This window comes from Pseudomonas sp. JV449 (genome assembly GCF_032424295.1).
GTDB classification, from domain to species: Bacteria; Pseudomonadota; Gammaproteobacteria; order Pseudomonadales; family Pseudomonadaceae; genus Aquipseudomonas; species Aquipseudomonas marginalis.
In genome coordinates this window covers 70,542-85,692 of record NZ_VYKD01000017.1, presented here as the reverse complement: position 1 = coordinate 85,692, position 15,151 = coordinate 70,542, and the positions used below count along the sequence as shown (strand labels likewise).

The 15,151-nt window shown below is 55.5% G+C and carries 12 protein-coding genes; 5 read left to right on the top strand and 7 right to left on the bottom strand.

What is annotated here, in order from left to right:
- Window positions 1-254: 254 nt before the first annotated feature.
- The 6 genes from F6S08_RS16880 to F6S08_RS16855 all read right to left on the bottom strand — a co-directional run bounded on the left by F6S08_RS16880 (window position 255) and on the right by F6S08_RS16855 (window position 7,288).
- Complete coding sequence (locus F6S08_RS16880; protein ID WP_315871971.1) at window positions 255-1,082, bottom strand: IclR family transcriptional regulator; 828 nt, start codon at window positions 1,080-1,082, stop codon at window positions 255-257.
- Between the two features lie 249 nt (window positions 1,083-1,331).
- Window positions 1,332-1,622: a putative quinol monooxygenase gene (locus F6S08_RS16875; RefSeq protein WP_315871970.1), complete on the bottom strand. Its 291-nt coding sequence runs from the start codon at window positions 1,620-1,622 to the stop codon at window positions 1,332-1,334.
- A gap of 59 nt (window positions 1,623-1,681) precedes the next feature.
- Window positions 1,682-3,094 (bottom strand): MmgE/PrpD family protein, encoded by a 1,413-nt coding sequence (locus tag F6S08_RS16870; protein ID WP_315871969.1) that lies wholly within the window; start codon window positions 3,092-3,094, stop codon window positions 1,682-1,684.
- A 68-nt stretch (window positions 3,095-3,162) separates the two neighbouring features.
- Entirely contained in the window at window positions 3,163-4,632 is a 1,470-nt protein-coding gene (locus F6S08_RS16865; RefSeq protein WP_315871968.1) for an NAD-dependent succinate-semialdehyde dehydrogenase, read from the bottom strand.
- Window positions 4,633-4,676: 44 nt separating this feature from the next.
- The gene (locus tag F6S08_RS16860; protein ID WP_315871967.1) at window positions 4,677-6,314 is read right to left on the bottom strand and encodes a GMC family oxidoreductase; all 1,638 of its coding nucleotides are present in this window, start codon (window positions 6,312-6,314) and stop codon (window positions 4,677-4,679) included.
- Window positions 6,315-6,439: 125 nt separating this feature from the next.
- Window positions 6,440-7,288, bottom strand: a complete 849-nt coding sequence (locus F6S08_RS16855; RefSeq protein ID WP_315871966.1) for an SMP-30/gluconolactonase/LRE family protein — start codon at window positions 7,286-7,288, stop codon at window positions 6,440-6,442.
- Window positions 7,289-8,036: 748 nt separating this feature from the next.
- Here F6S08_RS16855 and F6S08_RS16850 point away from each other — a divergent pair.
- The 4 genes from F6S08_RS16850 to F6S08_RS16835 all read left to right on the top strand — a co-directional run bounded on the left by F6S08_RS16850 (window position 8,037) and on the right by F6S08_RS16835 (window position 12,763).
- Window positions 8,037-9,035 carry a sugar ABC transporter substrate-binding protein gene (locus tag F6S08_RS16850; protein WP_315871965.1) on the top strand — a complete coding sequence of 333 codons (999 nt, stop codon included), beginning with the start codon at window positions 8,037-8,039 and terminating at the stop codon, window positions 9,033-9,035.
- Window positions 9,036-9,082: 47 nt separating this feature from the next.
- Window positions 9,083-10,615 (top strand): sugar ABC transporter ATP-binding protein, encoded by a 1,533-nt coding sequence (locus F6S08_RS16845; RefSeq protein ID WP_315871964.1) that lies wholly within the window; start codon window positions 9,083-9,085, stop codon window positions 10,613-10,615.
- A gap of 3 nt (window positions 10,616-10,618) precedes the next feature.
- A complete protein-coding gene (locus tag F6S08_RS16840; RefSeq protein ID WP_315871963.1) occupies window positions 10,619-11,881 on the top strand; it encodes an ABC transporter permease in 1,263 nt (420 codons plus the stop codon).
- A 105-nt stretch (window positions 11,882-11,986) separates the two neighbouring features.
- Window positions 11,987-12,763 carry a glucose 1-dehydrogenase gene (locus F6S08_RS16835; RefSeq protein ID WP_315871962.1) on the top strand — a complete coding sequence of 259 codons (777 nt, stop codon included), beginning with the start codon at window positions 11,987-11,989 and terminating at the stop codon, window positions 12,761-12,763.
- Between the two features lie 600 nt (window positions 12,764-13,363).
- Here the strand turns inward: F6S08_RS16835 and F6S08_RS31495 are convergent.
- The gene (locus F6S08_RS31495) at window positions 13,364-13,597 is read right to left on the bottom strand and encodes a hypothetical protein (protein ID WP_409999765.1); all 234 of its coding nucleotides are present in this window, start codon (window positions 13,595-13,597) and stop codon (window positions 13,364-13,366) included.
- A gap of 179 nt (window positions 13,598-13,776) precedes the next feature.
- Between F6S08_RS31495 and F6S08_RS16830 the strand changes: the two genes are divergently transcribed.
- Window positions 13,777-14,919, top strand: coding sequence for a methyl-accepting chemotaxis protein (locus F6S08_RS16830; protein WP_409999770.1), 1,143 nt, complete (start codon window positions 13,777-13,779; stop codon window positions 14,917-14,919).
- Window positions 14,920-15,151 lie beyond the last annotated feature (232 nt).

Here is a 15,151-nt window from a genome sequence, read left to right as displayed (position 1 = left end):
AAGATGTGACACGCGCGAACTTGCCTGGCAACGTTGAAAAACAGGTATAGCGGCAGGATGGAACACTGCAGCCTCAGTGCTCCAAAGGCGGGGAAAGACAATCAGGAGAGGAAAGTAAACCGATAGACGGTGGGGTAGGAGCAATATTCTGCGGGAGGTAACGGCTCACCCAGGTGGCCGGACTCAGGCGCCTGGATGAACATGGATAGAATGCCCAATGCTTGGTCGGCAGGCGTGCGCTTCAGTAGGAACCGCTAAATATGGGCTTCTGCGTGTGCGAGACGACTGGAGATCTCACGCGCCGCACGCTTGACAGAAACCACCGCACGTTTAACGTCAACGTCACGCCGCTCCTTTTCATCCCAAGCAACGCCAATGCTGCCTAATACGATGTTGCTCTCATTGATAATGGGCGCCGCCACACCATAGACGCCGGGATTGAATTCGCCCTTGGTGATGAGATAGCCGTCTTTTTTGATTTTGCTAAGCGTGCTCCGGAATTCTTCCCACGTGTCGCCTAGGCCCGCTCGCTGTATATCAGGTTGCGCACGGCTATAGAGGCTTTTGAGCCGATGATGAGGAAAATAAGCAAGGATGACCTTGGACACTGCGCCTTGGAACAGCGGCCTGCGCTGCCCACGTCGAAAGCGATTTTCGGGACTCAGAGGCGCACGGTGCTCCCGAATACACAGCACCGAGTCTCTGAACGCCGTACACAAGAGAGCAGAGTGACCAATCGTATCGACTAATTCCTCCAGCACACCCTTACTGGCCTGCAGCAGCGGATCGGTATTACGAATTTGTAAATCCAGCTCGATAATGCGCGAACCCAGTACGTAGTTGCCATTTCCAACGGTACTTAGCAGACCTGCAGAGTGCAGCGCCTTAATGTAGCGATACCCTGTGGACCTGGATGTTTCGAGTGCTTCGATGATGGCAGTGGTCGATAACACAGCCTGATTGGAACTGAACAGATCGAGGATGCTGAGCATTTTTGTAAGACTGCTCGCGCCATCGCGAGCATGCTCTTCTCTCTCATCCTCAATGGCCGGATTTTCCCCCTGAAGCGCTTCTATATCCATTACCTACTTCTACCCTACGTTAAAGGGTTCCTCGGAATACCTTAGCCCCCCGTGAAACCATGATTGCATTGCGCAATTCGGAGTGCGCTGAATTTTGATCATAGTCTCAAATTGTAGGATCGAGCAAGAAACAGACAATCAGCAGAAACACAAATCCCACAGTTTGAATAAATCGCAAGATCCATAAGAAAAGCCCGAAGTGACGATTAAACGTCATCGGGCTTCCCCTGACCGGCTCTTTTGACCTGTCTATTTGTGGAAGGACAAAGGATGAAAGAAGTTTTCTTCGATCAGACCTTCTGTTTTTCGTAGAAACTCTTTCACATGTGGTGCGTGCACGTGAGCCTCAAAATCCTCGTACGTTTCCCATTGTTCGATGAACACGAAGCGTCTCGGCTCGGTGCGATCGCAATACATTTCATACTGGATCATGCCTTTTTCCTGCTGAACAGGCTCGATCAACGCTTCAAGCGCCGCCTTTACCGCTTCCAGATGTTCCGGCTTGGCCAGCGTTACAGCTACGCAGTGCACTCTTTCCATCGTAAGGACCTCATTTGTTTTGGTTCTTCAAAACACGTTCATGCAGGTATTCAGCCCTGTCACTGCAGCGTGCGCATCAACTCGGCAACGTCCTCGACGTCTTCCAGCGACTGCACGAGCCGCTGGATTTCTTCAATCTTGTGCGGGCTCAACGGACTCGCAGCCACCGCAGCGCATTCGGCAAATTTCGAACAGAGATCGGCCCACGTCATTGGGTTGTCCGCATTACCGGGAATATGGGTACCGAACCTTTCCCAGCGACGACCATCCGCTGCTACCACCTCGACACGCCCCAGCGGCAATTCCAGCTTCCAGTCCAGTGACGCATCGGCGACCAAGGAAATTTTGTTGGCGGTGGCCAGGACCTTCGTATCGCGCAGGCCCGACTCGGTGAAATCCAACACACTCATGCCACGACGCACCGCTGCAACCGCGACGAGAAAAGGGAGGCTGAACTTCGCATCTGCCAAAGTCGCCGGCGCCTTGCGTACGTCCAGCGGCTCGCACATGAGCGCGTGATAGTCGCCCACGAACAACCGGATTTCGGCGATGTCATCGGGCGCGAGATCGTTGTCCGAAACAATGTCGATAATCGCTTTCATATGACTGTGCGCAGTACCCACCGAGGGCCAGCGTTTGTACAAGGTGACACCCCCCTTGTAGTCGACACCGATATCCTCAAGGATTTTGTCGCGATCGTAACGGCCGTCGAAATAGGTGTTGAAAAAACCGTACCCGCCTTCAAAAAGACAATCGATGCCAGGTACGCCTTTTTCCGCCATGAGCGTTGCCAGCACTGCGCCTTTTGCGGAAAACCCGGCATATAGGCCACGCAGGTCGCTCCCCGTACCACAGACCATTTCCATGATGCCCGAACACTGCATACTGGCGATGCCCAGGGCGTTGGCGGTCTGCTTCGCATTGAAGCCCATGACGCGCCCCGCAGCTACGGTGGCAGCAAACACCCCCATTACAGTGGACAGGTTCCAGTCTTTCTTCCAACCGACATTGCAGCGAAGTCGCGCGAAGATGTCCTGACCGACAGCCACTGCGGCAATCATGTCCTTGCCGGTCACGCCCCCCTTGCGTTCGGCCAAGGCGAACACCGCTGGAATAATCGAGCTCGCCGCGTGCTGCCCCCAAGGTGTTTGATCGTCATAGTCCAGGCAATGCGCCAGCGCCCCATTGGCCAGGGCCGCCATCGTCGCTGGGACGCGCCCCCCAAAGCCCAGGATCAATGCTTGGGGGGTACCTGCCGACTCCTTCACGACCTCGATTACACCCAACACCGCAGGCTCCATCCCGCTGGCGGCGAGCATTACCCCAAAAGTATCGAGAATGCTTTTCTTCGCGGCTTCGCGTGCCGACTCAGGCAAATCTTCGTAACGCAGCCCGGCCGCCAATGCAGAAAAGTGATGGACGATGTCGGCGCTTATGGCAACGCGTTCCGAATTGGATATCTGTTCTGACATGAAACGGTCTCCCGTCGCTGCAACCAAAATCACACCCCGGACGCTGATCACATTCCAGGGCCCCTTGCTTAGACGCGGACCGTCTTTTGCAGCACGGTCTTGCTGACCATGTAGGACTCGAGACTCCACGGCCCCCCTTCTCGACCAATCCCACTGTCCTTCATACCCCCGAACGGCGTGTCTGGATCCGGCGCACCGAAATGGTTGATCGACAGAACCCCCAGATCCAACTCGCGACTCAGCCGCTCGGCCTCCTCCAGAGTATTGGTGAAAGCAAACGCGGCTAAGCCAACGGAGAGGCTGTTGGAGATTTCGATCGCCTCATCAAGGGTCTTGAACGGAACGGCCACCGCGACCGGACCAAACGGCTCTTCGCGCATGATTTCGCAGTCGAGCGGGGTATCGACCAGCAGCGTTGGCGCAAAAAAGTAGCCACGATCACCGACGCGATGACCACCCACGGCGGCCTTGCCACCGCGCTCAAGCGCGTCATCAACGAAATGCTGCATTGCGGCAAGCCGCCGCCCGCTGGTGACGGGCCCCATATCTGCCTTGATGTCCAGGCCATCAGCGACACGCACCTCCTGCGCCGCTGCTACGAACCCAGCGACAAATTCATCGTAAAGACTTTCATGAACCAGGAAGCGTCCCGGCGCGGCGCACCACTGCGAGTTAATACGGATCTTGCTTTTGAGCGCCATCTTGCCGATTTCGGTCGCATCAACCCCAGCGCAGATAATCACCGGCGCATGACCACCCAGCTCCATCAGCACCGGTTTCATGGCGGCTCCCGCCAAGGCGCTGAGGTGTTTACCCACGCCGACCGAGCCCGTCAGCGTGACCATTCGAGTCACTGGAGAGTCAATCAGCGCTCGGGAAACCTCGGCGGGGTTACCGAACACCAGATTCAAGACCCCCTTGGGCAAGCCTGCCTGCTCGAAACATTGAACCATGGCGACAGCCGCCCCAGGCGTTTCTTCCGGAGCCTTCAGGATAATCGAGCAACCCGAGCATAACGCGCCGCTAATTTTTCGACCTGGCGCGCTAAGCGGCACATTCCAAGGGGTGAACGCAGCTACCGGCCCGATCGGTTGGCGCAGAATCAGCTTTTGCATCTGCGCTTCGCCCGGGACAATGGTTCCGTAAGCACGTAACGCCTGCGCCATATCCCAATCGAAGAAGCTCGCGGAGCGTTCAACTTCGGCCCGAGCATCAGCGATCAACTTGCCGTTCTCACGGGTAATGATCTGCGCGATTTCCTCGGCGCGCTCACGCACGCCCGCGATGGCCCGAGCAATAATAAGGTTGCGCTCAACTGGCGGCGTCGCTCGCCAGATCTTGAATCCCCGCTCCGCAGCGGCCAACACCCGTTTCAGGTCATCGGCGTTGGCGCCGGGTACCGTCGTAAGCACGGCCTCGGTACTCGGATTGCGGACTTCGAAACATGATGGGCGATCAAAAATCCATTCACCATCAATGAATAAGCCAACGCGCGGATGTGTAGCGTCGGCGACGTGACTTTGAGTTTCTGTGGACATAGGGTTTTCCTCTGCACGTGGCGACACGGTGTTCACCGACTCGCTCAATTAGTTTCGGCCAGAGTGCTGCTTGCGCGGCGCGCCAGCGCATCTTCACGAATCAGGTCGGCGGCCTTCACCCCGATCATGATGGACGGCGCATTGGTGTTTCCCGACGTGATGAATGGCATGATCGAAGCATCAACCACCCGCAGTCGCTCGATACCCCGAACGCGCAGCCGCTCATCCACGACCGCCATGGCGTCGTTACCCATCTTGCAGGTGCCGCCCTGGTGGTGGGCGGAGTTACCAGTTTGCACAAGGTAGTTATAGATATCTTCATCTGTACGAACGTGAGGCCCCGGCATTTCTTCGGCGACCACGCGGGACTTGATGGGTTCGCTGCTCATGATTTTGCGTATCCAGCGCACGCCACTGATCACCGCGTTGACGTCGTAATCGCTGCTCAAGAAGTTCGGGGTGTAATCGGCCGGGTCCGACGGGTTGGTCGAGCGCAGCTTGACCGATCCCGTGGTACTGGGACGCAACTGATATACCGACACACCGAGCCCAGGGTGTTTTTCAACATCGACCGTGCCGTCGGGAAAGTACTGAAAGGTCATAGGTCGAAAGCTGATCTGGAGATCAGCATAGTCCTCGTCCGGACTACTTTTAACGAACGCCGCTACTTGGGAAGAGCCGAGGGCAAGATAGCCTTTGCGCGTCATCAGGTAACGAAAGCCTTCCCAGTACTTACGCAGTCCTACGAGGTTGGCGTTGTACGAGCTGTCCGGAGTGCAACGCCAACCTGTGTGAATATAGAAGTGATCTTGCAGGTTTTGCCCTACGCCCGGGGAATCCAGAACGACGGGGATTGCGTGCTTTTCCAGTTCAGCCCGTGGGCCGATGCCCGAGAGCATCAGCATCTGTGGAGTCTTCAGTGAACCGGCTGACAAGATCACCTCGCGCGCCGCATAGATCCGTTCCAACCGGCCGCCCTTCAATATCTCTACCCCGACAGCGGTGCGTCCGTCGAATAACACACGCTGCAATTCGCAGCCGGTCCGAACCGTCAGATTGGGCCGTTCAATGACCGGCTCGATAAATGCCCGGTACGTCGACATCCGCTGTCCATCCTGGATGTTGTGCTGCATGAAACCCACGCCATCGTGCACAGCGCCATTCATGTCCTCCGTCACTGGGATACCGATACGGTTCGCGGCCTCTATAAAGTCGTAGCTACTCTTTTCCTTGACGACCGGATCGCTGATCCACAGCGGTCCATTTGCTCCCCGGTATTGGTCGCCGCCCCGCTCGAAATGCTCCATTTTTTTGAAGTAGGGCAAAACATCTTCATAGCCCCAGCCTGGGTTGCCCAAGGCACACCATCCGTCAAAATCTTTCTGATGCCCGCGGATGAACACCATGCCGTTGATGGAGCTGGATCCACCGAGCAACTTGCCCCGAGGCCAGTACATCTCGCGCCCATGAAGCTTGTCCATTGGCGCGGTGCGAAAGTTCCAGTTCAACAGCTTATTGAAATACAGCTTGCCCATTCCCGCCGGCGTGTTGACCCAAAAACGATCTGCCGCGGGACCCGCCTCGATGAGCAGGACGTTGTTCTGTGGATCGTCAGACAAGCCGCGCGCAACCGGACAGCCAGAAGATCCAGCACCGACGACGATGTAATCATAAATCTGCATTGACCCTATTCCTCGCTCTTTCAAACCTGGGTAGCAGCGAGCAGGCGATGCCTGCTCGGACTAAACCATGGGGTGTCCTTACCGTGACAAACCATTTTCATCAGCAGCCGATCTGGCTTCGTTGTTCAGGATCCTGCACGAGGAATGTCGACCTGCACTTGGTTGAGTGCTCCAAGCCGCTTGCGCGCTTGCTGATCAGGGATCGTGCCATCGTAGGTGGTGATAAAGAGGGTATGGCCGTCATCGCCTCCCAGTTCGCAAGCAACGGCGCTACCTGGGAAATGCAGACGATGTGTGATTTCCCCTCCTTCCAACACCCGCAGAACTTCCCCTGTATTGAACGAGCAAACCCAAACGCCGCCTTCTGCATCGGCGCACATACCATCCGGCTCTCGTCCTGCGATGTCGGCAAATAGTCGGCGGTTGGACAGAGATCCATCCAGCGCACGATCAAATGCCGTCAGCCGGCCACGCCAGGTTTCTGCGACCACCAGCGTTCGCCCATGATTAAGAATTACCGCGCCATTGGGGAATTCGACCCCATCGCTACCGTGGCTGACGGTGCCATCCAGCTCTACGATATGCAGAGAGGTCTCCCGCTTCTCTTCGCCCATGAACAGGTCATAGCCAAAATTGCCGACATAGAGACAACCATTGTCGGCCACCGCGAAATCATTCAAATCACCGGTGGCCCACTTCGAGAGATCGGCGTGTACAAGCAACTCTCCATCCACCAGCTTCAATATCTGGCGAGCGACGGATGACACGATAAGAGGAGTTCCATCAGACAGGAATCCGAGACTATTAGGCCGCGGTGGCAAATTGTCTTTCAGCACAAGCCGACGCCCGCTCACATCGACTTGGTAGAGAATCGAGTCAAAGACGTCAGGCACCCACAGGCAACCGTCGTACCACCGAGGCGCCTCAAGGAAGACGAAATCATCAGCGAAGCGATGCGCCTTTAGCTCTTGCATGTTCTGCCTGCCCTTTCTTTTATTTTTAGATGAAAAACGGTAGAGCGAATGCGATCTGTGCAGGCCACCGAGCGAAGCCCAATGAAAGTCACCTAGCGTCACAAACCCTATCTAACAATAAAAATTGTGTCAATAAATGGGATTAATTAATTCTAATACATCCCAAGCTGGCCTATAAATCGTCCAAACAGGAGAGTTCTGCGCAGGTTATTGGCATCGTGAACGGCTCATTGCCGTCGTCCTTGATGGCCTGGCGAGATGCCTGAAGCCACACACCACTCGTGCTCCGGCGTGATCGTAAAACATGATGGGTGGCCCGTCCCACAGCTTAGCCCCCCTAATCGTTGGCAATGGCTGCAGGACGCCCGACACCAACCGACTCTGACAAATACCGAGCGCTCTGCTGCTGCGGCGATGCGGCGTTGAACGGCGCTCAGCCGAACGGTAGCGCCGAACCAGGAAAGGACTGAATCAAAACCTGTTGCGCAATCCCACAATAAGGGATATGTTGATTTTGATCAACGCAAAATTGACTCGAATATGCCAAGCGGGAAGCCCATCCTCCAATCGGTCGGGCAGGTATTCACGTAAAGCGCCTGCACATCGGATGAATGTGTCGTGCGCATCACGGCGGTTTGCCCTCTGAGTTTCGTGATTGGAAGTGCTTGCTTTACCAAGGCAAAACCAAGAAAGACCTGACGCAAAACACAAAAATAACAACGTTTCGATAAGTTTCAGGGAGCTATAAATGCCGAATAAAAATTTCAACTTGCGCCAAAACCACGTCATCCGTACGCTTTTCAAACACATAATCCCTGCCGTCCTGGCAGTGACCGCCACCGTCAGTAACGCTGCCGAGCTGACCTTCGGCTATGTTCCAGGCAATCTCGCCTACCCCTACAACGTAGCGACCGCTAAAGGCTTCGAAGCCGCAGCCAAAGCTGCCGGCGTCAAAGCGGTCATCATCGATCCGCGAGGCAGCGTCGAGAAGCAGGGCAATGCGCTCGACGACATGATCGCGCAGCGCGTCGACGCTATCGGTTTTCTGCCCCTGGATTCGGTGGTGGCGCAATCTTTCGTCGACAAAATCGTAGATCACGATATTCCCGTGGCTGCGGTTGCTGTGATGGTAGGTGACCCTCAGGAACGGGCGATCAACAAGCCCTACGAACAACTTGTTGCCTTGGTTACTACCGATGACATCCGCGCTGGCGAAGTGGCCGGTGAGCACGCAGCGACGCTGTTGCCTAAAGACCGTGTGGCGAAAATCGCAGTCATCGAAGGCGTACCTGGCTACGCCGTGGTCAAGCAGCTCACCGAGGGCTTCAAGACGGGCCTGAAAAAAGCCGGTGCAAAATATGAAATTGTTGCGTCTCAGCCCACCGATTGGACGCCTGAGCAGGGCGAGCGTGTTTGCCAGAACATGCTGACTGCCCATCCAGACCTCGACCTCATCTTCAGCCAGGCCGAAGATATGGCCATTGGTTGTGCTCGCGCCTTGGCTGCCCAAGGCTCGGAAATCGCGCTGGTGGCAACAGGAGGCGGTTCCAAGGTCGGGTCTACCGGGATCGCGGCGGGCGAAATCACTGCGTCGGTGTGTGTGCGTCCCAAGCTGCTGGGTGAACTTCTGTTCAAGTCTCTTTATGAGTCTGTGACCCACCCGGAAACACCGAAAGGCAAGTACGTGACCTACGATCTGCCATTGCTCACCAAAGACACGCTCAACGCCTGCCCCGACAAGTGGTAAGCCGCTTTAAATAAGCCGATAACAAAGAACAAAAACGGATTATCGAGATGACTCATCAAGAAACGCTTCTCATGCGGCTCCAAGGGGTTGCGAAAGAATACCCAAACGGTACTGTCGCACTGCGCGGCGTCGATCTCGACATTGCGCGGGGCAAAGTTCACGGATTGCTTGGCGCCAACGGCGCTGGCAAGTCGACCCTGATTAAGATCCTGTCCGGCGCTAATGCTCCCACGAGCGGTGAAATTGTCTGGCGCGGCAAGCCAGTGACGTGGGCGAGTCCGAAGGTGGCCAACGACATGGGCGTAGCCACCATCCACCAACATATACCGCTCGTGCCCACACTCTCTGTGATTGAAAACGTCTTTCTCGGAAAGAACGGCACGTGGCGCTACCCCAACTCCATGCGCGAGCGCTTTGATGAGCTCTGCCAGCGTGTCGGTTACAGACTGGATGCCGATAGCAAAGTGTGCGACCTCTCGATAGGTCAGCGTCAGATGGCAGCGATTTACCAAGCCTTTGCCACGGGTGCGGACTTGATTGTCATGGACGAGCCAACCGCCTCCTTGGCGACAGAAGAGCGCGAAATTGTCTATGACACTGTCCGCCGCCTGTCAAAAGTCGAAAATAAAGCCATTCTCTTTGTCTCGCACTTCCTGGACGAGGTCATAGCCCTGACAGACTGTGTCACGGTCCTGCGTGATGGGGTCGCAGCCATGCGAGCCAACACCTGTGATCTGGACGAAAATCTCTTGGCCGAAGCGATTGTCGGCAAGCCAATTGCCAAACAAGCGCGTGCGACGGCTCAACGCAGCAGTTGCTCCAATCCATCCCGAACCGTGCTGGAACTGCAGAATGTCTCGTCCTCGGGCAAGCTGCACCCGACATCGCTGAAACTCGCAGCCGGCGAAGTCATAGGCATAGCGGGCCTGTTGGGCTCAGGTCGAAGCGAATTGCTACACGCAGCATTCGGCGCCGACCCGACTGCATCAGGCAAGGTCATCCTCAATGGCCAGGAGATTGGGCGAAGCACTGGGGCCTCGGTAAAAGCCGGCATAGGCCTGGTGCCGGAAGATCGTATAAAGCAGGGCCTGGTACCGGATTTCGAGATATGGCGTAACACCTCCCTGCCCGCCTTGAATTCCGTGTCGGCATTCAATTGCCTTCCCAACGAGCAACGTGAACTGAACCGTGGCTGGGATGCCATTCAACAACTCTCCATCAAGGCCAGTTCGCCTGACATTCTCGTCAGCGAACTCAGTGGCGGCAATGCCCAAAAGGTGACGATCGCGAAGTGGTTATTCAGCGACGTCAAGGTGCTTCTTTTGGATGAGCCAACCGCCGGCATCGATATCGGTGCAAAAACCGAGATCATCTTCCTGATCCGTCGGCTTGCCGCAGAAGGTAAAGCCATCATCGTCGTGTCTTCAGAGTTTGAAGAGCTGCTCGCCGTGAGTGATCGCATCATCGTCATGCGTGATGGATGCTGCGTCGCGGAGCGTCCCGTCCATGAAACATCGGAACATGAACTGCTCCTGCTCGCTGGCGGTAAATGCGTTACTCCTGAAAGCAGAGGTCACTGAGCAATGGACAATCTAGCTATAGAGATAAAAACAATGAGTACAACAACTCAACCAAAAATCGAACCGGTGCGGCTCGCCAGTCAAAATGTAACACCGCCGCCGCCCGCGTCTGTTTATCGTCAGGTTGATTGGCGACGCCTCTTCAGCCTGCGTGAAATGGGTGTCTATTATGCATTGCTGCTATTGCTGGTTGGCCTATCGTGCATCACGACTTACCTGGGGAAATCCAACTATCTCAGCGTTCTGAACATCACCAATATCGTCTATCAGTCCTCTCTCATCGCCATTATGGCCGTGGCCATGACGGTCATATTGATCAGCGGTAATTTCGATTTGTCAGTTGCGTCAGTCGCGGCACTTTCGGCCGCGATTCTTATCGGTTTCGCCGATCAGTTGGGCTTTTGGCCTGCCTGCGCCTTTTCAATGACGGTCGCCATTTGCGCCGGCTTGTTGAACGGGTCTATCGTGCAATTCGTGGGTATCAATGCTTTTATCGTTACCCTCGGCACCATGACTGCGCTACGCGGCGCGGTTTTGATTTTCACTGACGGCCAATCTCTGTCTGTGCAAAAACCCGAAGTCATCGAAGCTATGAAAGCCTTCGAGTCGGGTCGCCTGGACGCTGGCCTGGTTGCAGTCCTCCTCGGTGCGGTACTGCTGGGCATTAGTGCTCTGCAAGCGGTGCGGGCACGAAAAGCGACGAGACCCCTGACACCAGCCATGCTCGGAATGGCTCTGGGCGGTCTATGCCTGCTGGCAATGAGCTGGGGCGCCGGGGGCAACATCATGCTGCCGAAACCGGTCATCTACATGGCGATTTTCACCACCATCGTTTGGGTAACGCTGAGTTTCACCATGGTAGGCCGTCGCCTTTACGCCGTCGGCGGCAATGCCGAAGCCGCCCGCCTGTCCGGTATCAATGTTGTACGGTACAAGTTGGTTGCCTTCGTGTTGTGCAGCGCCGCGGCAGGCTTTGCCGGGATCCTTTTTGCGAGCCGCCTGCGCTCCATCAACCCCGCAGCCCTGAGTGGCGCTGAATTGGCTGTTATCGCGGCGGCAATTCTGGGCGGCACTTCGCTGTTTGGCGGCGCCGGCAGTGTTATTAAAACCCTGGCTGGGGCACTGCTGCTTTACTCGCTCACCAACGGCTTCAACATCTTGAATCTGGGGGCGAATTATCAGGGGTTGATCGAGGGCATCGTGCTCATTGGTGCTGCCGCGCTATACACCGTTGGCAACAGCCGAAGCAAAGCCAAATCCAAGTGACCCTATGATCGAGACCGGTGCCCCACCGCTGTAACAGAAGGCGAGGCACTGACCCCAATCTCTGCTCGAACCCTTCAGTAAACAATAAATCAAGAGGACAGCATCATGACCCTATCTACCGCAGGCACCTACACCGGCAAAGTTGCATTTGTCACCGGCGCCGGGAGCGGCATCGGCCGCGCCACGGCCATCGCATTCGCCCAAGCCGGTGCCAGCGTTACGGCTGTAGACATTTCGGAAAAAGGTCTCCAAGAAACCGCCGCACTCATCGAAGCGTTTGGTGGGCGGGTCCTCACCATCCCCTGCGATGTGACGAGCAGCAAGGGTATCAAAGCGGCTTTGGATAAAACCGTGGCGACTTTTGGTGGGCTCGACTGCGCGTTCAATAACGCTGGCATCGAGCAACCCGTGAACAAGCTCAAAGATATCGACGAAGACCTCTGGGATCGCGTGCTCGCGGTAAACCTTAAGAGTGTTTATCTCTGCATGAAGCACCAGATCGATATCATGCTGACGAATGGAGGCGGTGCGATCGTTAACACCTCCTCTGGAGCCGGGGTATTGGCGATCCAAGGTCAGTCGGCTTACTGCGCTTCGAAATACGGCGTCACGGCCATCAGCAAGTGCGCAGCTCTGGAACACGCCTCCCAAGGTATTCGAGTGAATGCCCTATGCCCAGGAATTATCGATACCGACATGATTTCTCGCTTCACCGGTGATACCGAACAAGGCCGTGCTCGCGTGATTGCACAGGAACCGATTGGTCGCATGGGCCGCCCCGAGGAAATCGCCAATACCGTCCTGTGGCTCTGCTCCGAACAGGCAGGTTTCATCACGGGCCACGCCATGGTTATCGACGGCGGACAGACTGCTGGGATCTGAAGCCCTACACCGTCCCGTTGAGATTTTGCTGCCGGGCGTAATCGCCCAGCAGCAACTTCATTCATGGCCCAGCGTCACTTTCGCCAAAACCCAGTGATGCCAGCCTGCACCGCCCGAAACCGCAAACGCCACCGCTGCCTGGGCGTATGCGGCCAGCCAAGTCACCTTCCGACGTTTGCATTCAAGCCTATAGCTTCCGCATATTTTAAGCGGCCGCTACAGCCTTAACGTTGGGATTTTCATGTGCCAACCAAGCTCTCATCCAAACCTTACAATGCCCAGACTTGTTCAGTAATGCCTGCGAGTGGGAGTAACGCAATCCGCCACGTCACCAGCGCACACCGCATCGCTGGCTTTTCAAATGGCCCCCAGTCTGATTGTGTCAATGGCGCTTAACGAAGCTCAGTTCCGGGCCGATATAGACTAGGCAGCCACCTGTATAGCTTTTTTGACATGCAGGGACAGGGAAGTAATAAGCAGGCAAATTTCGGAATCACGATTCCGAATACCGCACCTCCCTCTGATGAGATTCCACACATGCTCAAATCCCTAAGATTGCAGATCTTGGCACTACTCAGCGGCAGTTTAATACTGGTACTTTTAACTGCACTGGCTTGTTTTCATTTCCTCTCCAGCAGTGTTCAAGCATATCGCGGTTTGCTGGACGGCCCCCTGCATGCGTAACAACTCCTCGATCAGGCCAACCTCCAATTCAAGATCCAGGTTCAGGAGTGGAAGAACGTTTTGATGCGTGGCAAACAGACCGCTGATAGGGAAACGTACTGGAGGCATTTCGAGGATCAAGAGCGCCAAGTCCAAGACATCTTGGGACATCTAAACGTCATGAGCGATTTGAATTCGACGACGAAGGCTAAGGTAGAAAGTTGCGTGATGAGCACCTTTTGTTAGGTGCTGCCTATCGCAAAGGGCGGGATGCATTCGTGGCGGCAAGTGGGGATCCGGTAGCTGGCGATGAGGCAGTCAAGGGCGCCGACCGCAGGACTAGTGATCAAATGAGTGAGTTGGTGAGTACCTTACACAAATTTAGTGATGAGCAGTCGAACGTTATTAGCAATAACGCAGATCGGACCATCCTTACTGGCACACTATTAATGCTAGCGGCTGCTCTTCTGGTAGGCTTGCTGACCTTGTGGATAGTTAACCGCAACATCGTCGTCCCGATCAGTACGCTTATCGAGTACGTGGCGCAGTTGAGCCAAGGGCGCTTCGGTGATCGTGTCTCCGTGACGCGTCAAGACGAGCTTGGTCGATTGGCGGTAGCGGCGAATACATTGCGCGACTTTCTCGCTGATACCTTCACCCGTCTTAAGCGCAGCACTACCGATCTGGACAGCGCGGGTGCAGAGCTGAAGTCCATCGCAGCGTTAATGGCCCAAGGTACTCACGAACAATTTGAGCGCACCGATCAGGTCGCCACTGCGATGACTGAAATGTCCGCTACCGCTCAAGAGGTCGCACGTCATGCAGCTCAAGCAGCAAATGCCGCCGATGAAGCAGACCGCAGTTCACAGGAAGGCAGCAGCGTCATGAACGCTACGGTCAAGGCGATCAGCCAGATGCGCGTAGAGATAAGCAATACGGCCGACGTCATTCATCGCCTAGAAAGCGACAGTGGACGGATTGGCAAGGTGTTGGAAGTGATTCGTAGTATTGCCGACCAGACGAATCTGCTGGCGCTGAACGCCGCTATTGAAGCTGCGCGAGCAGGGGATGCAGGTCGAGGTTTCGCTGTGGTGGCCGATGAAGTGCGCACCCTGGCTCAACGTACAGCTGCCTCAACCGCCGAGATAAATCAAATTATCAACTCGGTACAAACCGGCGCCATCGATGCTGGACTAGCCATTCAAAACGGCCAAGCACGTTGCCAAGAAAGTGTCGATCAAGTGGCCTTGGCCGGTTCCTCATTGTCACGTATCACCTCAGCTGTGGAGGCGATTCGTGACATGAACCGTCAGATCGCAACGGCAGCGGAGGAGCAGACCTCAGTTGCAGACGACATCTCTCGTAACCTGACCGAAATTACTGAAATTGCCACGACCAACCAGAACAATGTTCTGCGCACGCAGACCGCAAGTGACAACTTGCACGGATTGTCGATGGGGTTGAATGACGTAATTTCTCGGCTTAATGCATGAAAGATTTAAATCACACCCGGGAATCAGTTCTAAGAGGTAACCGTCCGGAAAATATGCGTTTCTGATCAATCTTGCTTAGGAGCAATTGTAAGGAAGGTTGCAATTTACGTCATACACCGTAGGCGTCCTCGCATCAGGCCTTGCGTGATCAAATCGGCAGCACGAAATTTAAGTGCACACCGTGTCTTGGCTTTGCGGGGGCTGGGTAGATGGCTTGGCTGGACGCATACGC